The sequence below is a fragment of the Gynuella sunshinyii YC6258 genome, from assembly GCF_000940805.1.
Classification (GTDB): Bacteria; Pseudomonadota; Gammaproteobacteria; order Pseudomonadales; family Natronospirillaceae; genus Gynuella; species Gynuella sunshinyii.
The window spans coordinates 3,112,420-3,134,565 of record NZ_CP007142.1; the positions used below are offsets into that span (position 1 = coordinate 3,112,420).

The window sequence follows — 22,146 nt, forward strand, 5'->3', positions numbered from 1 at the left end:
CCAACATTGACCTGGATGATTCCCCATTCGTGGTGCAGACAACCCTGCAACCCTGGGCTCGCCCGGCAGTGCAGCAAGACGGGCAACAAATTGAATATCCACGAATTGCCGGAATTTCCTCGTTTGGTGCCGGCGGAGCCAATGCTCATATCGTGGTATCTGAATATCCGGCTATGGCGGTAACTCCGAATCTCCCTCAGGTCGATGAGCAACGGCCCGCGTTGATCCTGCTGTCGGCCAGACATCCAGAGGCATTACAGCAGATAGTCAGTAATCTGCTTACCTACCTGGCGGACATCAATCGTGCAGAACTGAATCTGCATCAACTGGCCTACACCCTTCAGGTGGGCCGTGAGGCCATGAACGAACGGCTGGCACTGATGGTGACCTCGGTGGCCGAACTCACAGACAAGCTCCATGGATTCCTGCGTACAGAGAATGATTTTGAAGGTGTTTTTCACGGCCAGGTACAACGTGACAAAGAGGCCGTCGCCCTGTTTAACGCCGATGAGGACTTTCAGGAAACCCTGAGCAAGTGGCTCGACCATGGCAAATTCTCCAAACTGCTGTCGCTGTGGAGCAAAGGCCTGGAGATACATTGGCAACGGCAATACTGGGACATGCTGTTTCCACAGCAAACATTCACCATGCTGGAACTGCCGACCTATCCATTTACCCGCGATCAATACTGGATTCCAGCCAGCGCACGCGAAACTGCCGTGCAGAGCCCTTTAAGGGACACCCACCCTAATGTTTCAGTGGACACCCACGTAAATGGTCTTTTAAGGGACACCCACTCCAACACTTCAGTGGACACCCACGTAAATGGTCTTTTAAGGGACACCCACTCAAATGCTTCAGTGGGCACCCACGTAAATAATCTTTTAAGGGACACCCACTCAAATGCTTCAGTGGACACCCACGTAAATGGTCTTTCAAGGGACACCCACTCCAATGTTTCAGTGGACACCCACGTAAATGGTCTTTTAAGGGACACCCACTCAAATGCTTCAGTGGACACCCACGTAAATGGTCTTTTAAGAAACGCTTCAGTGGACACCCACGTAAATGGTCTTTCAAGGGACACCCACTCAAACGTGGGGGTAGAACTATCTTCAGTTGAGACTGACAAACCGCCGCAGACCTGGTTGTTGCAGCCGGTCTGGGAGGTGATCTCACCACCACTTCAGGCGGAACCCTGGCCCGGTGCAGATGCTGCCGTGATTGTCATGGGTGGTACGGCAGCACAGCATGAGGCGATTTGGAAAACTTATCCTGATTGTCATGTGGTGCAGACCGGACAGGCGTCTGTCGCTGAGATCAGTACCGCTCTGTCACCTTTACTGCCTATCCAGCATATCGTCTGGCTGGCGCCGGATGGCGCGCCTCAGAGCCTGGGTGAAGAGCGCATCATCGATGAACAGCAACAGGGCATCCTGGCACTGTTCCGATTGATCAAGGCTTTGCAGGCCCTGGACGCCGGCGGCCGTGAGCTGGGGCTGACGGTGATGACGTTTCAGGCCCAGCAGGTACTGCCGGGTGAAATTGTGAATCCAGTACACGCCGGTATCCATGGCCTGTGCGGTTGTCTGGCGAAGGAGTATCCCAACTGGCGGGTGCGGTTGCTGGATTTGCCGGAAGGCACTGATCTGGCCGCCGTTGAGGGGCTGTGGTGTTTACCGGCCCGGGCCGATGGTGATGCCTGGGCCTGGCGCCGGCAGGAATGGCTGCAACAGCAGCTGTTACCGGTGGTGGAGCAGAATTCTGACCGGCCCGAGGTCTATCGGGATCAGGGCGTGTATGTCGTGATTGGCGGTGCCGGCGGGCTGGGGGAGGTGTTCAGTCGCGAGCTGATTCAGCGCTGCAATGGCCGTGTGGTCTGGATAGGCCGCAGGCCGCTGGATGCCGATATTCAGTCCCGGATCGATGCACTGGCAACCCTGGGTCATGCGCCGGTTTACATCCGTGCGGATGCCACTGACCTCACTGAGTTGCAACATGCCGGCGCGGAGATAAAAAGTCGTTTTGGCGCGATCCACGGCATCGTCCACAGTGCCCTCGGCAGTTATGACCAGAGCCTGTCGGCGATGGACGAAGCGCAGTTTCAATCGGTACTGGCGGCCAAAGTGGATGTCTGTGTTCGCATCGCTCAGGTATTTGCCGGTGAAGTATTGGATTTTGTGCTGTTTTTCTCCTCCCTGGCGTCCTTTGGCAAGGGCCGTGGCATGGGCAGTTATGCTGCCGGTTGTACCTTCAAGGATGCGTTTGCCGCCCGTTTGGGACAGCAATGGTCCTGTGACAGCAAAGTGATGAATTGGGGATTTTGGAGCATCGGTGGTGGCGCCCGGATTTCCACTGCCCTCAGAAACCGGATTGAACAGAGTCAGGGCATAGTGCCGATTACCGCAGCTGAGGGGATGGCGGCGCTCGATGTGCTGATGACCCGGCCGACCCGTCAGCTGGCGACCGTCAGGACCCGGCAACCCGGACAGTTGGCGAACACCCGGCTGGATGAGTCGATCCTGCTGCCAGCCCGTTCAGAGCCTGCCGGTTTGCCGGCGATATCGATCCAGACAGCTTTGCCGAAGTCGCCGGACGGCGAACCTGAGCTGAATGAATGGATCGTCAGACTGTTCCTGACACGGTTGTGGCAGGCCGGTGTTCTTCGTGGTGATTCCGAATCGCTGATCGGGCTGAGGCAGCAGGCCGGAGTGCTGGATAAATACGAGATCTGGTGGCATGAACTGCTGCTGGAGCTGCGCCGGCGCGGTTACATCGAGTTGCAGGCTGACGACACCTGCGTGTGCCTGACCGATAAACTGACACTCTCCGAAGCCGACCGTATTGCGCAGCAATGGGGGCAGCAAAAAGCCCACTTACAGCAGGATCCGGATCTGGCCGGTCTGGTCAGTATTGTCGATGATTGCGCGCAGCAGTTGCTGCCACTGCTCAGAGGTGAGCGGCTGATCACGGATATTCTGTTTCCCGGCGGTTCCACCGCGCGGATGGAGCCGTTGTACAAAGACAACACCATCTCCCGTTATTTCAATGATGTACTGACCGAAACCGCCGTTGCCTGGATCGAAAACAAGCTGCGCCAGAAACCGCAGAACACTTTCCGGATTCTGGAAATTGGTGCCGGAACCGGTGGTACCACCTCGGTATTACTGCCCGCACTGGCCGGGTTTCAGGCGCACATTTCCGAATACTGTTATACCGATCTGTCGGACTCTTTCCTGCAACAGGCTCAGGCCCGCTATGGTGACCGATATCCGTTCCTGCGGTATCAGCGTCTGAATATTGAGCAGCCATTAACCGGCCAGAACATCGATACCGGTGGTTACGATCTGGTGATTGCCACCAATGTCCTGCATGCCACCCGCAGCATGCGCAATACCTTGCGACAGGCCAAATCCGCCTTGCGGGAAAACGGTCTGCTGCTGCTCAACGAGATGACCGATAAAACGGTCTTTGCCACTCTGATTTTCGGTCTCATTGATGGCTGGTCACTGGCTCAGGATCAGGCCCTGCGTATTCCCGGCAGTCCCGGACTGACGCCGCAATCCTGGCGTATGTTGCTCGACAGTGAAGGCTTTGAGCCGGTATTGATGCCGGTCCCGGAAGCGCAATCGCTGGCACAGCAGATCATTGCCGCACAGAGCGATGGGGTGATTCGTCTGCAAGGTGCGGTGGAATCTGCGCCGCTGTTGCCGGCAACAGTACCGGAAACGCCAGCTCCCACCATTGCGGTTGAGGATGCCGGTGCCGTCATGCGTCAACTGGTACTGGACTGCCTTGCCACGACCCTGCGTCTCAGCGCCGATGCCATTAATGTCACCATCCCGTTTTCGGATTACGGCCTGGATTCCATTCTCGGGGCTAACTTCATCAATCAATTGAGTGAACGCCTCAACACCCGACTCAATACCACGCTGATTTTTGATCACACCACGACTGAACGGTTAAGCCGCTATCTGTCGAAACATCATCAGCTGCCTTCAGCCGCCGTTGCGAAGCCCGCAAGTCAGGCATCGGCATCGATCATTCAGGCCACAGCAACGCCAGCTGACCAGGATCAAAAAGCAGCGATTCAGGCTGCCAACCCGGCTGCGATTGCGGTCGTGGGGATGTCCGGTCAGTTTCCGGGCGCTGAAAATATTGATCAGTTCTGGGATAACCTGATGGCCCGGCGCAGCTGCGTGAGTGAGTTGCCGGAGTCGTATCTGCCGGCACAGGATTATGCTCCAGGGCGCGAACCGGGCAAGAGTTATTGTCGCTGGGGTGGGGTGCTGGAAAACCGGGCCTGTTTTGATCCGTTGTTTTTCAATTTATCGCCGCGTGATGCCGAGTCCATGAATCCGCATCAGCGTCTGGTCCTGCAGGAAAGCTGGAGAGCGCTGGAGCATGCCGGCTATAACCCGCGTTCACTGGCAGAAAGCCTGACTTCGGTGTTTGTCGGTTCAGAACCGAACGGCTATATCCACGAAACCTTCACCGGTTCTTCGGAGGCAATCATTGCCTCGCGACTGTCCTATTTTTTGAACCTGCGCGGTCCGACCCTGGTGGTCAATACCGGCTGTTCATCGTCGGCTGTGGCATTGCATCTGGCCTGTGAAAACCTGCGCCATGGTGAGAGTGATATGGCGCTGGCCGGCGGGGTGTTTGCGGCCATTCGCAAATCGATTCTGGTGACCTTGTCGCAGACTGAAATGCTGTCGTATTCCGGCGTGTGCAGCAGCTTCGACGACCGTGCCGATGGCATGGTCATGTCCGAAGGGGTTGGCATGGTGGTGCTGCGGCGTCTGGCGGATGCGGAGCGCGCTGGCGACCATATTTATGGTGTCATTACCGCCTCCGGTATGAATCAGGATGGCGCCAGCAACGGCATTACCGCGCCCAGCGGTGAGGCACAGGAACAGCTGATCGTTGATGTCTACCGGCGTTACGGTATTGATCCTGAACGGATCAGTTTTGTGGAAACCCATGGTACCGGCACCCGGCTCGGTGATCCGATTGAAGTGAATGCGCTGACCCGCGCATTCCGGCAGTTTACTGACAAACAGCATTTTTGCGCCCTCGGCAGCGGCAAGACCATGATCGGTCATACGGCCGCCAGCGCCGGGGTGATCGGGCTGATCAAAGTGTTGCTGTCTTTGCATCACCGGCAGTTACCGGGGCTGATGAACTTCCAGCGTCTGAACCCGCAGATAGAACTGGAGCCGTCGGCGTTTTATCTCCATACCGAGTCCCGGCCATGGCTGTCCCAGGACGATCAGCCCTTGATGGCTGCACTCAGCTCCTTTGGTCACAGTGGCACCAATGTGCACATGGTGATTCAGGAGTATCAGGACCAGCGGCAGGTAACCGACCTTGCGACTCCGGTGCTGGTGCCGTTATCGGCGGTGGATCCGGATCGTCTGCGTGAGCAGGTCCAACAACTGCTGCACTGGCTGCGAACTGATGATGCGCGAACTGACGGTGCGACGATCTCCCTGCCCAATCTGGCTTACACCTTACAGCTTGGCCGTGAAGCCATGCGTACCAGAGCCGCGTTTGTGGTCGAAAGCCGGGAGCAGCTGATCACGCAACTGCAACAGTGGCTGGATCAGCCGGCGAGCGGACAAGCGGCGGCAACCGCTGACAATGTCAATGCCGGGCAGTTATCCGCCTGTCTGCAACAGGGCCGTCTGGATCGGGTTGCCGATGCCTGGTGCCAGGGGGCCGATATCGATTGGTCGCCGGCGTATCAGGGCCGCACCATGCTGCGACTGGGACTGCCAACCTATCCGTTTGCCAAAGAACATTATTGGCAGGATCAGGCCTTTTGTGACAACCGTTCAACGTTGCCTTCGGTACCGACCCAGGCCGTATCTGCGCCGGCCGGGGCTCCGGTGGAGTTGTTGATTGCCGGTCGCTGTTGGCAGAACAAGGCGGCAGCAACAGTTACCCCGGCCGCGTTGACCGATCACCGGATTCTGCTGTGCGATGTGGTCGTGGATCAGCGTGCCGCACTGCAACAGTCGTTGCCCGGCGCGGATATTGAGGTAATCGAAACCAGTGCCGGTCAGGCGATTGATCAGCGCTACCGGGACTTGACGGTGCAGCTGTTCGAGGATATCCGCCAGTGGTTGCTGACGCGCCCCAAAAGCCAGCGGCTGCTACAGGTGTTCATCTCATCTGCGGATCATCAGACCTGGGCGCGTGGACTGTCCGGTCTGCTCAAAACCGCACGGCTGGAAAACCCCTTGCTTGTCCCGCAGCTGATTGATCTGTGCGGCCATGAAAGCACTCTGTCTCTACCGCAGCTGGCGTTGGAAAACGCCCGGACACCGGCCGATGATCTGATCCGTTATGGTCGCCTTGATGAACAATCTGTCCGCCGGCAGGTCGCTGCGTGGGATGAATGGCAGCCCTCTGCCATAGCGCCAATGCCGTGGAAACATCGCGGTGTTTACCTGATTACCGGGGGTGTCGGTGGTCTGGGGATGATCTTTGCCGAAGAAATCTGTCGCCGGGTCAATCGACCAGCACTGATCCTGATCGGGCGTTCCGAACTCGATGATCAGGCTCGCCGGCAACTCGACAGACTGCGTCAGCTGGGCGCTGAGTTGGAGTATCACCCGCTGGATATCAGCCGGCGTGAGGCCGTTGAACGTCTGTTCAGTGATATCCGTCAGCGTCATGGCGATCTCAATGGCATTCTGCACAGTGCCGGTGTACATCGGGATAACTACATCCTCACCAAGCCCACCGCTGAAATCGATCAGGTTCTGGCGGCCAAGGTTGCCGGGACCGTGCATCTGGATGCCGTACAGGGTAATAGAGCACTGGATTTCTTTGTGCTGTTTTCCTCCGGCAGCGCCGTGGCCGGTAACCCCGGTCAGGCGGATTACGCCGCCGCCAACGGCTTTATGGACAGCTTCGCCGCTGATCGTCAGCAGCAGGTCGCCCTGGGTCAGCGTCAGGGATTGACCGTCGCCATTGACTGGCCGTTGTGGCAGCGTGGAGGGATGCAGGTAGACGGTGTCACTCAGACAGCCATGGCCGCACGAACCGGCATGCAGGCCATGCCGACAGCCGTCGGTATACAGGCGTTCTACCAGGTGCTGGCCAGTGACTGTGCCCATGTCTGCGTGGTAACCGGTGATCTTGCGCGTATTCGCAGCCAGCTGGCCGGCCGGAGTGAATCCACGGAGACAACTTTCTCTGTGCCGGTCCCTGCCGGTGCTGACTTGCGGGAACAGACCGCCGATTTGCGGGAACAAACAGTCATGGCGCTGAAGCGCCTGCTGGGTGCCAGCCTTAAGCTGTCTGTTGAGCGCATCTCCTCGCAGGAGCCGTTGGAACGTTACGGTGTCGATTCCATTGTGATCATGGATTTGAACAACGAGTTTGCCAGCGTGTTTGGCGATATATCCAAAACACTGCTGTACGAATACCAGACCCTCAGTGAGCTGGCGGATTATCTCATTGAGGTCTATCCACAGCAGTGTCATCAATGGACCGGGCTCACCACCGCGCCGGTAGCCCGTAAACCGGCCCCCATACCGGCACCCGCAATGACGGCCGTACAACAGACTGGCGACATCGCCATTATCGGTCTGGCCGGGCATTACCCGCAGGCCGATCAGCTACAGGATCTCTGGCAGCTGCTGAAGGAAGGCCGTGACTGTATCACTGAGATTCCTCCAGAGCGCTGGTCGCTGACCGGCTTCTTTGAACCTGATGCTCAAACCGCCGTCGCCGAAGGCCGGAGTTACGGCAAATGGGGTAGCTTCCTGGCAGATTTTGCCGGGTTTGATGCCGCGTTCTTTCAGATTTCCCCACGGGAAGCCATGTGCATGGACCCGCAGGAACGGCTGTTCCTGCAATGTGCCTGGGAAACCTTTGAAGACGCCGGCTATGGCCGTGAACGCCGGGCCGCCACCGTCGACAATCAGATCGGTGTGTTTGTCGGCATTACCAAGACCGGTTACGACCTGTATGGAGAAGCCTGGCGGCAGCATAAAAAACAACTGTATCCCAATACTTCGTTTGCGTCGGTGGCCAACCGGGTGTCCTATCAGTTGAACCTGCATGGACCGAGCATGCCGATAGACACCATGTGCTCTTCGTCGTTGACGGCGATTCATGAAGCCTGTGAACGACTGCGTCGCGGCGACTGCAAAATGGCGTTGGCCGGTGGTGTGAATCTCTATCTGCACGCCAATAACTTTATCGAGCTGTCGGTGCTTAAAATGCTGTCGAAGGATGGCAAATGCCGCAGTTTCGGGGATGGCGGCGATGGTTATGTGCCCGGTGAGGGCGTTGGTGCGGTGTTATTGAAACCACTGACGCAGGCCGAAGCGGATCAGGACCGCATCTACGGGGTGATCCGCGCCAGCGCGGTCAATCATGGCGGTAAAACCAATGGCTATACCGTTCCCAATCCGGTGGCTCAGGGGGCTCTGATTCAGCGGACGCTGGCGCAGGCGGGGCTGTCGGCACGGATGATCAACTACGTGGAAGCCCATGGCACCGGGACGGCGCTCGGCGATCCCATCGAAGTGACCGGGCTGACTCAGGCCTATCGTCAGCACACCCAGGACAGCGGCTACTGCGCACTGGCGTCGGTGAAGTCCAATCTCGGCCACCTGGAAGCAGCAGCCGGCATCCTCGGGTTGACCAAAATCCTGTTGCAGCTGCGTCATCAGCAGATTGCGCCGAGTCTGCATTCAAGCACCTTGAATCGGAATATCGATTTCACCCGGACACCGTTCTTTGTGCCGCAGCAGTGCCTGCCGTGGTCGCGGGTGACCCTGAACGTTGACGGACAGCCGCAGGAATATCCGCGCACGGCGGCGCTGTCATCGTTTGGCGCCGGCGGCGCCAATGCCCATCTGATTGTTTCAGAGTACCAACCGGCACTGCCAACACCGCCGCAGCAAACGGTCACGGTACCGGTGATGATTGTATTGTCTGCCAGAACCGAAGAACGCCTGACGGCTTATGCCAGACGTTTGTCAGTCACCTTGCAGGAATGCAGTCACGACGATCTGCACAATATTGCTTACACCCTGCAGGTCGGCCGTGATGCCATGGATGAGCGGCTGGCGTTTATGGCAGATACTCCAGCGGACTGCGCGCGGATGCTCACGGACTGGCTGGCGGGTCACTCGCAACCGCTGTATCGCGGCCGGGTCAACCGGGAAACCGAGCAGCCAGTGGCAGAGTTGACCACCGATGATTATTCGTCATTGCTGCAAAGCTGGGTACAGGGAGCCCTGGTTGACTGGGATGCGCTGTATCTGAACGGTCGGCCACGGATAACTGCGGTGCCGGTTTATCCCTTCGTCGGCGAGACCTTCTGGCTATCAGCTCAAACGCACTCGCAGCCGAACACTTCACCCTTGCATTCAACAATTCCTGTCGCTGCACCATCGACAACTACGGTAACACCCAGCCATCAAGCTTCACGGAAAACCAGTATGACCACTCCTGACGACACTGCCCGAATCTCCCGGTTTGGCGATCAATCCGCCAAACCCGTCAAACTGAAACTGCAACCATTGAGCGTGAATAGCGCGATTTCCACGCCTTTGCCGCAAGCCGAAAACCCGCGCCCCCGTCAATCACTGCCGGATCAGGCCAGTGCCACAACAGTCCCTGGGCTGGGCATATTGCCGACTCTGGTGAATACCCTGGCGGAGGTACTGTACATGCCACCGGAGCAGGTGAGCCTGGAACAGTCCTTTGTGGAACTGGGGCTGGATTCCATCGTCGGGGTGGAGTGGGTGAATACCCTGAACAAAACCTTTGGCCTGCACATGCCGTCGACTCAGGTCTACGACTACCCGAACCTGCGAGCCTTTGCCGCCTGGTTGACCACCGAGCTTGGCGCTGTGAAGCCGACCACGCCAGCACCTCAGGCGGCGGTTACAGCCACCGTCACGGCGGCCACAACTGCGACAGCTGCTCGGGCCGTCAGCCCGCCGGTACAAACCCATGTTGACTCACATGCCATCGAGCAGACCCTGGTGACTACCCTGTCCGAAGTGCTGTACATGCAACCGCAACAGGTGAACCGGGAGCAGTCGTTTGTGGAACTCGGGCTGGATTCCATCGTCGGGGTGGAGTGGGTGAACATGCTGAACAAAGCTTTCGGCCTGAGCATGCCGTCGACTCAGGTCTACGACTACCCGAACCTGCGTGCCTTTGCCAATTGGCTCACGGCCGAGCTGGCCACGGGGGAGAAGCCAGCGCCTGTTGCTACGGCCTCAGTTGCGGCTGTGGCGGCATCAGTCACCACGACGGCAGCGGTCACCCGGACCATCACGCCGCCGGCACAGAACCGCGCGGATCAAAGTGCCATCGAGCAGACCCTGGTAAATACCCTGGCCGAGGTGCTGTACATGCAGCCGCAACAGGTGAACCGGGAACAGTCGTTTGTGGAACTCGGGCTGGATTCCATCGTCGGGGTGGAGTGGGTGAATACCCTGAACAAAACCTTCGGCCTGCACATGCCATCGACCCAGGTCTACGACTACCCGAACCTGCGGGCCTTTGCCGCCTGGTTGACCACCGAGCTTGGTACTGTGAACAAGACTGCGTCAGTGTCTCAAGCGGCGGTTGCAGCCACGGCCACAACTGCGACAGCCACTCAGGCCGTTACGCCGCCGGCACAGAACCGCGCGGATCAAAGTGCCATCGAGCAGACTCTGGTGAATACCCTGGCCGAAGTGCTGTACATGCAGCCGCAACAGGTGAACCGGGACCAGTCGTTTGTGGAACTGGGGCTGGATTCCATCGTCGGGGTGGAATGGGTGAATACCCTGAACAAAACCTTCGGCCTGCACATGCCATCGACCCAGGTCTACGATTATCCCAACCTGCGTGCTTTCGCCGCGTGGCTGGTTGGCCAACTGGCCGGCCATATGGCGTCGATCACCCGGACACCTGAGCAGGCCAAGCCACCTGCCGAAGCCATCGCACCGGTTGTGAGAGATAGCCGGCCGGCACCTGCCGCCAAACCTGCAATCGCGACTCAAGGTGCAGCGGTGTCTGAGCGCCAGCCGAGTCGGTTCGGAGCCATCGCCATTATCGGCATGTCCGGTCGTTATCCCGATGCCGGGCAGCTGAGTGACTATTGGGACAACCTCCGCAATGGTCGAAATTCGGTGCGCGAAGTTCCGCGTGAACGCTGGGACGCAGATGCTCTGTATGATCCTGATACCACCGAGGAAGGCCGGATCAACTGCAAGTGGCTCGGCGCTTTGGACGATATCGACTGTTTCGATCCGTTGTTTTTTATGATTTCTCCGGGCGAAGCGGAAAACATCGATCCCCAGCACCGCCTGTTTCTGCAGGAAAGTTACCGCGCGTTTGAAGACGCCGGCTATAGCCCGGAAGCCCTGAGCCAGCAGAAATGCGGTGTCTACATGGGCATCATGAGTTACGAATATGCGTTTGTGGCGTCACGCTCGAATACCGGCAACAGCTTTTCCATCGGCGCTGCCCGGGTACCGTATTTCCTTAATCTCAAAGGCCCGGCCATTGCCCTGGATACCGCCTGCTCATCGTCGCTGGTGGCCACCCATCTGGCCTGTCAGGCGCTGAATAACGGTGAGACAGACCTTGCCCTCAGCGGTGGTGTCAGCCTGTATCTTGCCTCACAGACCTATGTCGCCATGTGTCAGGCCGGGATGTTGTCCGTGGCCGGGCAGTGCAAAACCTTTGATGATCAGGCCGATGGCTTTGTACCGGGTGAAGGTGTCGGGGTGCTGGTGCTCAAGCGCTTGCAGGATGCCGAGCGCGATAACGATCATATTTACGGTCTGATCGTCGGTTCCGGTATCAATCAGGATGGACGCACCAATGGCATTACCGCGCCAAGCATGAACAGTCAGGTCGAGTTGCACCAGGACGTGTATCAGCGTTGCGGTATTGATCCGCGCAGTATCAGCTATATCGAAGCCCATGGTACCGGCACTCGTTTGGGAGATCCCATCGAGCTGCGGGCGCTGTCCAGGGTTTACGGTGAGGCCGGCGTGCAGCCGCAAAGCTGCGCCATCGGCTCCGTTAAAACCAACATCGGCCACAGTTCTGCTGCGGCCGGGGTGGCTTCGGTGCACAAGGTTCTGCTGGCCATGCAGCACAAAACCCTGGTGCCAAGTCTGAATTTCAACACTCCAAATCGAAACTTCGACCTTGGACAGTCACCTTTTTATGTCAACACCGAAGTCAAGGACTGGGTGTCGCCGGCCGGCCAGCCGCGCCGGGCAGCCGTCAGTGCCTTTGGGTTCAGTGGTACCAATGCCCATCTGGTACTGGAGGAATACATCGAACCAGCGATTGCGCCGGCGGCGGATCCCCATGAGCCTCGGGCGATTGTGTTGTCAGCGCGCACCGAAGACCGCCTGCGACAGGTGGTTCAACAGCTGCAGCAGTATTTACAGGCACATCCGCAAACAAATCTTGAAGCGCTGGCGTACACCTTACAACTCGGTCGTGAGGCCATGGCCGAGCGGGCGGGCTGGATCGTCGATTCAGTCGGGGAACTGTTACAGAGTCTGAACAGTTATCTTGAGCAAGGAGGCCGTCAGGCGAGCTGCTATCGTGGCCAGGTTTCACAGCAGAACAGCCTGCTCGACGACAACAGCGATGCCGCCACGATTGCCCGCTGGATGCAGCAGCGCCGCTATGACCGGCTGCTGAACCTGTGGGTGCAGGGCGCTGCCATCAACTGGCGCAGTCTGTACGATGAGCGGCCACCAAAGCGGCTGTCGCTGCCGGGTTATCCGTTTGAACGCCGGCGCTGCTGGGTCAGTTCGCCACGCTGGATCGACCGTCAGGCGCTGGCACCGGAAGCTGTATCGGTACCCGTTGCCGGTGCGCAGCCGTCAGCATCCAGTGAATGGCTGGTAGCTGAAGAGCATTGGCAGCCGGAAGCACTCAACATTGCCACGGACAGCTGGCTGTCGCGGGTCAGGGCTCGCCAGAACCATCAGATTCTGATCGTCAGCGACCAGCCCGGCGATGTTCAGCCGATGCAGCAGGCGTTGAAACAGCTGGCGGATGCCGCCGGTGACAGTTATTTGTCCTGGCAGGTTGGTCATGCCGGGATCTCCACTCTGGCGGATGCAATCAGTGCTGATGATGCGCCGTTAACCGTGTTTTGCCTGACTGCGGCGCAGGATATGGCTCTGAGCGATTGGATGTTCTGTGCCGTGAGTACGATCATGACCGTCGCGAGAAAGCGTACTGTCCGCTTCTATGGCTGTGTTTCAGGTGAAAACGAGCTGTACCGGGATGCCCTGTCCGGGCTGTTCCGCAGCGCCACACTGGAAAGCACCGGACATCGATATCGACTGATCGCCACTCCTGCTCACCAGGTACTTGAACCCGCCCTGGCATTGCAGTTGATTCAGGAATGGCTCGGCGATGATACCGATAGCTGGCCCGTGGCCCGGATTCCGGTGGTGAAGTATCAGGGCTCACAACGGCAACGCTTACAGCTGCAGGAACTGACTGCGCCACCACTGCCGGATCCCGCCTCCAGCGGTCATTTTCGCACTGGAGCCACCTATCTGATGGTGGGCGCGCTCGGTGATACCGGGGAGCAGCTGTGTCTGGCGTTGGGGCGGCATTATCAGGCCCGACTGGTGATTCTGTCGCGGCGTTCGGAAGCAGAGGTGGAACCAGTGCTGCAACGTATCCGTGCCAGTGGTGCGCGGGTGTTGTACCGCAGTGTGGATATTCTTGACCGTGAGGCCTTGCAGCGGGTGATGGATAAACTGCACCAGGAAGGCATTTTCCTGCAGGGCGTGATTCATCTGGCGCGGCAGGTCTGTAATGGTCCGATCACCGAAAAATCCCTGCAAACGTTCCATGAGGTCATCGCCGCCAAAGTGACCGGCAGCCTGAACATTGATGCGGTCACCGCCAATCAGCCGCTGGACTTCTTTCTGATGTATTCCTCGCTGGCAGCTTTCGGGCTGGCCGGATCGGCGGATTATGCCTTTGCCTGCGCGTTTCAGAATGCCTTGGCGCTTCATCGTCATGAACGGGTGGCCAAGGGCCAGCGTCATGGTCTCAGCCGTTCCCTCTGCTGGGGGCAATGGGCCGTGGATGGCGCTGTGTCTGACGCGCAACTGACAGACCGGCTGCATCAGCTGAAGCGGCGCGGTATCGACAGTATTGACGCTGAGTCTGCCTTACAGGCGATGGTCTTCAGCCTGCAAAGTCCGCATTGCGTACTGGCCTTGCTGCCGGTGTCCGATCCGCTCAAAGCGCGCACCGTCATTGGTTGGGACACCCCGGTTGCAACCCCTTTTTCTGCCATGGATATCGACGCCGCGATTCAGGCGTTCAGCGCTGGTGAATGGGATCAGTCGCGGTTTGCGGCTTATCTCAATGAACTGGCCGATGATGCCCTCAGTGAATCGCAGCAGCAGCGCATTCTGAGCTTGATTCAATCCCGTCAAAACATTGCGGAAACGTCGTCTGCACCGGTACCGGCTGATCTGACGGCTACTTTGCAGCAGGCGGCGCAGAAAGTACTGAAATTATCCGCTGCCGAACTGGACTGGGATCAGCCCTTATCGATCTATGGCATGGATTCCATTGTGGCCATGCAGCTGGCAACCACTTTGGAGCGGGCGCTGAACATCAGTGTGAAACCTGGCTGGTTGATTGAATATCCGACGCTGAATCAGTTTGCCGGCAGACTGGCTGAAGCCACCCGCATGAGTGAAGCCGCATTATGAGTTCAGTCAATCAGGCCATAGCGGCGCTGTTTGCAGAGGGTCAGCCGGTGCCATCCGTACACGAAGCCGCACCGGAACCGGCACAGACAGCCACGCTCAGTTATGTGTTTTTTTCCGATGTGCGCAAGGATATTTCCGATCAACAGAAATATGCCTTTGTGCGTGAACTGGTGGAGTTTGCCGATCAGAACGGCTTTGAGGCGGTCTATTTTCCGGAGCGGCATTTTGCTGAATTTGGCTCTATTTTCGCCAACAACGCCCTGATGGCGGCTTATTTTGCGCCTCTGACCCGGAATATCCGGCTGCGTTCGGCGGCGGTCACCAACACCTTGCATCATCCGGCCGCGATTGTGGAAGACTGGGCCATGGTGGATGTGCTCTCCGGTGGCCGGGTTGATCTGGGATTCGGCAGTGGCTGGAACAAGGCCGATTTCATTCTCTCGCCCGATACCTGGGAAGACCGCAGCCGCCTGCGCAATGAACGCATTCCGGTGATTCAGACCCTGTGGCGTGGTGGTCAGGTGGCATTTAAAGGCCCGCATGGCGAGACCTTTGAGACCCGGGTATATCCGCGACCGCTGCAGCCGGAACTCAATATCTGGTACACCACCACCTCTGAAGCAGGTTTCAAATACGCCGGTGCTCACGGTTATAACGTGTTCACCATGCTGATGAATGGTGATCTGGACAGCCTGCAACGCCAGATAACCCTGTATCGCCAGGCCCGCAGTGATGCCGGTCTGGTGCCGCAGGACGGTATCGTTTCGCTGTTACAGCATGCCTTCGTTCACCCGGATCTCGACTGGGTCCATCAGGTGGTCAGAGCACCGCTGCTCGACTATATCCGCAGCAATGTCAGCTCCCAGGTACGGGCCGGACATCTGGCGCTGGACCGGGATGGCATCGATAAAACCGCAGAGTACGCCTATACCCGCTATTTCCAGCAGGCCGGTGTGTTTGGCTCACCGGCGCAGGCGCGGGCGCAGATTGATCGTGTCATCCGGGCCGGTGTGAACGATGTTGTGCTGTTGCAGGATTTTGGCGTTGATTACGCCGCTGTCAGAGAAACCTTTCCTCACCTGATCCCATTGGTAAACCACTGTCATACCGCTGCACCCAGGAGTACGACCCTTGTCTGAACATCATTCTTCCAGTCTTGCGCTGATTCGTCAGTGGGCCAGCAAATCCATTGCCGCAGAGGCTCCCTCCACTTCCGGTTCCGATTCCACTGCCCACCCGGCAGATGTGGTTATCACCGGTGTCTCGGGGTTTTTCCCCGGGTGCATGGATGTCGCCGGATTCTGGCAGGCGCTGGAGCAGAATCAGCCGCTCATTGCTGAGCTGAAAACCAGCCGGCCAGAGCTGTATCAGGCGTTGCAGACCACAGGATTGCAGACAACAGGACAGCCGGTCATCGAATGGGGTGGTTTTATTCCGCAGATCAGCCGGTTTGATCCGGACTTTTTTAAGCTCCTGCCGCTGGAAGCCGAAGAAATGGACCCACGCCAGCGGCTGTTGCTGATCTCGGCCTGGCAGACACTGCGTGATGCCGGGCTGGAGCCCGCCAGCCTGAAACAAAGCCGTACCGGGGTTTTCATCGGCGCGGAAGGCAATGAATACGGCCAGCTGATGCATCAACAGGGATATGTCCCCGGCCTTGGGCTGGGACAGGCCGACAGCATGCTGGCCAACCGGATCTCCTATCAGTTCGATTTCTCCGGACCCAGTGAGTTGATCAATGCCACCTGTGCCGGATTTGCCGTGGCCCTGCGTCGGGCGGTGGACATGTTACGGGCCGGACAGATCGACCGGGCACTGGTCGGGGCTGCCAATATCATGCTGTTGCCGCAACCGTTTCAGGCCCTTGCCGCCGCCGGGCAACTGAGTCGTCAGGCCACGGTTCATTCGTTTGGTCAAAGTGGCGATGGTTTTATTCGCTCCGAAGGCGTCGGCACCATACTGTTGGAACGGGCGCAAGGAGTGCAGCAATCGGGGCGTGGCTGGTACGCCGGAGTGCGCCAGTGTGTTGAGAACTTTAATGGCCAGGGTGGGGTATCGATGGCGTCACCCAATGTGGACGCCCACGCTGAGCTGATTCAGCACTGTTATCGCAGTGCCGGTATCGATCCCCGTCAATTGGGTTACATTGAAGCCCAGGGCATGGGACTGCCGGTGGCGGATATGGCTGAATGGTCTGCGTTCAACCGTGCTCTGAGCCGCCTGTGTGACGAGCAGGGGCGGTCATTCGAGCCAGGTTTCTGCCGTATCAGCAGTCTCAAACCGGTGATCGGTCATATGCATTCCGCCTCGGCTCTGGGGGCGTTGCTGAAAATCATTCATGCGTTCCGGCACAACCGCATTCAACCCCTGGCCGGCTTTACCGAAGCCAATGAATATTGTCGTCAGGATGATGTGCCGTGCCGGCTGCTGACTGAGGCGGAAAACTGGCCGGAATCCCGCACTCCACGACTGGCGGCGCTGCATTCCTTTGGATCGAGCGGCAACAACGTGCATGTGCTGTTACAGGATGCCCCGCCGGAGCATCGCAAAGCATTGCCGACAGCCGCGGATATCTGTCGCGACCCCTTGAAGAACGCTGTGCCGTGCTGGTTTTCAGTGCCCGCAGTGGCCGGGATCGCGTCTGCGAACGCTTCCCCTGAAGCAGTCTTGCAGCAGATTCAGCAGTGGCTGGGACTGGACCCGGCGCAACCTGCCCTGGTGCAGCAGCCGTTTTCTGAATTGGGCCTGGATTCTGTCTCGGTCGCGGCTTTTGTGACCCGACTGGCAGAGACCTTTAAGGTCCGGGTACGCCAGTCCGATATTTTCAGTCATGCCACTCCGCAGGCGATGGCTGAATTCGTGGCCGCGCAACAGGCGCGGGCGGAGACAGTCATAAAGCTGTCTCCGGCACTGCCACAACAGGATGACATTGCCATTATCGGCATGAGTCTGCGGCTCGCGGGTGCTGACTGTGTCGAGGATTATTGGGAGCTGTTGCGTGAAGGACGCAGCACGATTGCGCCGATTCCGCCAACCCGCATGGAGATGGCCATGGATGGATCGGTCCAGGGTGCATTCCTGGCTGATATCCGTGGTTTTGATCCGCTGTTTTTCAAGATTTCACCGCAGGAAGCCGAAGCCATGGACCCGCGTCAGCGGCTGTTGTTGATGCTGGCATGGGAAGCCATAGAGGATGCCGGCTACAACGCCGACGAATGGCGAGATGCCCGGCATGGCATCTTTCTCGGTCTCGATGAATCCGATTATCCGGTGGATGCCAGCAGTTCCATCACCTCGGTACACAGCGGCACGGCACCGGCGCGACTGGGGTATTTTCTGGATACCAAGGGGCCGCTGATGGCCATCAGCACCGCCTGTTCTTCGGCTTTGGTAGCACTGCACTATGCCTGCCAGAGTATGCTCCAGGGTGAGAGTGAACAGGCTCTGGTCGGCGGCTGTCATCTGATCTGTCAGCCACAACGCACCTTTGCGGCGCTGGCATCCATGGGCAGCATGCTATCGTCCGATTACACCTGTTATGCCTTTGATCACCGCGCCAATGGCATGGTGCTTGGGGAGGGCGCCGGGATCGTGCTGTTGAAACGGCTGTCTCAGGCTCAGGCCGACGGTGATTCGATTTACGCAGTCATCAAAGGGTCCGGCATTAATTATGACGGCAAGACCAACGGCCTGACCGCGCCCAATGGCCGCCGACAGCAGGAACTGTATCAACAGGTTTATCAGCAGGCTGGCGTGTCTGCTGGCGGGATTGGCTATGTGGTGGCCCACGGTACCGGTACCGAACTGGGCGATCCGGTTGAGGCCAATGCCCTGATCGATGCGTTTCAGCAGGCGGGTGCGGTGACGCATCAATGCGCGCTGACATCACCCAAATGCAACATCGGCCATACCCAGGCGGCTTCCGGCATCATCAATCTGATCACTGCCGCGCTGGCGCTGAAACATCAGCAGATTCCACCGGCACTGAACTACTCGCAGGCCAATGCCGACATCGATTTCGACCACAGTCCGTTTTACCTCAATACCCGCCTGCAGGACTGGAATCCGCAATGGCCACTGGCGGCGGTCAGTGCGTTTGGGCACACCGGCACCAATGCTCATGCGGTACTGGCGGCAGCGCCTCAGACTGCGAAGCGGCCACAAATTCAGCAGGCCCCGGCTTATCCGGTCATCCTGTCTGCGCAAACGGAAACCAGTCTGCGCCGTATGGCGGCCAGATTACTGGCGACACCACTGCAGGATACCGATCTGACCGATCTGGCCTATACCCTTCAGGTTGGCAGGCAGGCGATGCCGGTGCGGCTGGGATTGATTGCCGATTCCGTCACCACGCTGCGGCAGCAATTAACGGCCTTCATAAACCGCCGGAACGCCGATGATCGGTATTTTTTCTCAATCGATGCCATTGGCGTTTCCGATGACCGGGACGATTTGTACCGTGTGGCGGCGCATCAGCTCGATCACGAGCGCTGTCGGCAGCTGCTGCAATGCTGGATCAGTGGCGTCCGGGTGGACTGGTCCCGGCTGTATGCGCAGCCGGCGCAACGTCTGCATCTGCCAACCTATGGGTTTGATCTGCAACCCTACTGGCTGGCAAGCGCCGGTCAGCCGGTGATGGCGGATGCCACTGCGGACAATGGCAGTGCTGAAACCCCGACCATGGCCACCAGAGTGTTTGAAGAGCAATGGCAGACGTTTGAGCCGCAGATCTCCCGTTCTCCGCTTCGGACCGTGGTGCTGTGTGTCCCGACCGGGATGAATGATCAGGATCAGATCACGGCATCGTTGCAGCAGTTTCTGGCCAGTGATACCGAAGAAGCGCCGGTCATTGAATGTATTGCCCTCGCGCCCGGTGCATTCGCGGATCAGCACCGGCTGCTGACCGACGCATTTGCCGGTCTGGAGACCGACACCGTCGACGCTGTCATGGATTTCCGCCTCTGGGCCGATCATGCCGATATGGCTGACTATCAGCAGGTTGGTGTGCTGGCGCTGCTACAGGCGCTCAAGGCATCGAAGCTTGCGGTGGCACGGCTGATGATTCCGGTGCCGTTTGATGATGAGCCGGGGCGCTGCCATGTCGATGCCTTGATGGCATTGACACCCTCACTGGCTTCGGTCTGGCCACAGACGCCGGTTTCGATCATTGGCCTGCAAGGCAGGGCAACGACCAATCTGTCGAGGCTGTGGCCGTTATTACATGCGCCACAACCCTGTAGCGCGCTGTTGATTCAGGAACAGTGGCAGCGGCCGGTCATCCAGCCGTTGTCTCTGGTGGCAGCCGATGCGGTCATCAATCCGGTGGTATTCAAACATCGGGGGCGTTATCTGATCACCGGTGGGCTGGGTCGCCTGGGGTTATGTTTTGCCCGCTATCTGGCCCGTCATGTTCAGGCTGAGTTATGGCTGACGACCCGTACATTACTGGATGATGCTGCCAACAGCGCAATTGTTGAGCTACGACAGCTTGGCGCCCAGGTGCAGGTGCTGCACATGGATATGAGTGATCGCGAGTCAATGGCTGCGGCATTAACCGAATTGCAGCTCGACGGCGTGATTCACGCGGCCGGGCAGAAAACCCGACAAACCCTGTTTCAGCAGACCGTAGAGGACTGGCAGGCCATGCTTGCCGCCAAAGTATCCGGCACACAATGGCTGGACGAACTGCTGGCGGATCAGCCGCTCGACTTCTTTGCCTGTTTTTCCTCCAACGCAGCGGTGCTCGGCGACGCCGGCAGTGGCAGTTATGCCCTTGGTAACCGCTTTGAAATGGCTTACATCCGCTATCGCAATCAGCTGCGGAGTCAGGGCCGGCGGCAGGGCAAGGCGATGGTCGTCAACTGGCCGGTGTGGGCAGACGAGCACGGTCAGGTCGATCAACAGACCCGTTTCTACCTCAACAGTAGCGGTCAGCAAGCGTTGTTACAGGCTCAAGGGGTGGCACTGTTCAGTGAGTTTCTGGCCCAGCCGGCCACTCAGTTTCTGCCCTTGATCGGCCGCGCAGACGCGATGGAGCGGATGCTGGGATTGGCTCCGGTGCAGATCCCGAAAGCACCGGCCGGTCCTGATATCACGTTGGATGCGCGGCCGGAACTGCTGGGGCTGAGTCTGGAGCAGAAAGTGCATTGGGATCTGCAACAGCTGGTCAGCCGGCAGCTCAAGATTCCGACGCAACGACTCAGGCTCGACAGCAGTCTGGATGATTTTGGATACGACTCTCTGCGGCTGGCGGATCTGGCAACGCACCTGCAAGCGCATTTTGGGGTGGCGGTTTCGCCGGCCTTGTTCTTCAGCTGTTTTACCCTGCGGGCGCTGACGGATCATCTGCTCAGTGAGCATGCAGATGCCGTTCAACAGTGTTATGCCGCAGTTACCAGCGCCTCAGTTGCCAACCATGGTGCCAAACCCGATGACTCCCGGCAGCAGCATCTGTCGCCGGCAGTGGTCCGCCACCACAACACCGGCGAACCGGAACCGATTGCCATTATCGGCATGAGCGGACGCTTCCCCGGAGCCCGTAATATTCAAGAGCTGTGGGCGATTCTGGCGGCCGGGGAATGCGTGGTCGACGAGGTGCCCGACAGCCGCTTTGACTGGCGTGAATACTACGGTGATCCGAAAACCGACCGCCGTCGCAGCAACGGTAAATGGGGTGGTTTTATTCCCGGTGTGGATGAATTTGATCCGCTGTTTTTCGAAATCTCGCCGCGTGAAGCACAGGGCATGGACCCGCGTCAGCGCCTGCTGTTGCAGGAAGCCTGGAACGCCCTTGAAGACGCCGCCATCGGCCCCGGTCATCTGCAACAGCAGCGGGTCGGTATGTTTGTCGGCGTCGAGGAAGGTGATTTCGGCCTGCTGGCAGGCGCTGAAATCACCGCCAATCATGGTGGCATTCTGGCCTCCCGGCTGGCGTATTTCATGAATTTCAATGGCCCGGTCATGGCGATCAATACCGCCTGTTCCTCGGGTCTGGTGGCTGCTCATCAGGCGTGTCTGAGTTTACGGGCCGGTGAATGCGATCTGGCCCTTGCGGCGGCGGCCAATCTGATGCTGACCCCGGCCGGTCTGGTGGTCATGGGACAGTCGGAGATGTTATCGGACGACGGCGTCTGTCATGTATTTGATCAGCGCGCCAATGGCATGGTGCCGGGAGAAGCGGTGACGGCGCTGGTGCTCAAACCCCTGTCGACGGCAGCGGCGGATGGTGATGCCATTTATGCGGTGATTCGCGGCAGTGCGGTGAACTATGATGGCAAAACCAATGGCATGACCGCGCCCAGTGGTACCGCCCAGGCAGAGCTGATACAGCAGGCACTGCAACAAGCCGGTATTGCGCCGGCGGCAGTGGAATATATCGTTACCCACGGCACCGGCACCCGGC

The 22,146-nt window shown here is 58.6% G+C and carries 3 protein-coding genes (2 of these 3 cut by a window edge); all 3 read left to right on the plus strand.

Features of this window, described 5'->3' with window-relative positions:
- Tightly spaced (each overlapping or abutting the next), the 3 genes in view from YC6258_RS29800 to YC6258_RS29805 form a layout consistent with a single transcriptional unit that may run on beyond the window.
- A protein-coding gene (locus YC6258_RS29800) for an SDR family NAD(P)-dependent oxidoreductase (RefSeq protein ID WP_044617472.1) crosses the window boundary here: on the plus strand, positions 1-14,744 show its 3' portion. Its footprint begins 1,675 nt before the window's first position; the window shows 14,744 of its 16,419 coding nt (coding positions 1,676-16,419); its start codon lies beyond the left edge, outside the window; the stop codon is at positions 14,742-14,744.
- A complete protein-coding gene (locus YC6258_RS13665) occupies positions 14,741-15,883 on the plus strand; it encodes a MupA/Atu3671 family FMN-dependent luciferase-like monooxygenase (RefSeq protein WP_044617473.1) in 1,143 nt (380 codons plus the stop codon). The genes YC6258_RS29800 and YC6258_RS13665 overlap by 4 nt, the downstream gene beginning before the upstream one ends.
- Positions 15,876-22,146, plus strand: partial view of an SDR family NAD(P)-dependent oxidoreductase gene (locus YC6258_RS29805; protein WP_052830282.1) — the beginning only. Its footprint extends 6,506 nt past the window's final position; 6,271 of the gene's 12,777 nt are visible here — the first part of the coding sequence; the start codon lies at positions 15,876-15,878; the stop codon falls past the right edge of the window. The genes YC6258_RS13665 and YC6258_RS29805 overlap by 8 nt, the downstream gene beginning before the upstream one ends.

Bases quoted from the DNA above. Each gene is read 5' to 3' on its own strand.
- YC6258_RS13665 (WP_044617473.1), top strand. From the start codon at position 14,741: ATGAGTTCAGTCAATCAGGCCATAGCGGCGCTGTTTGCAGAGGGTCAG.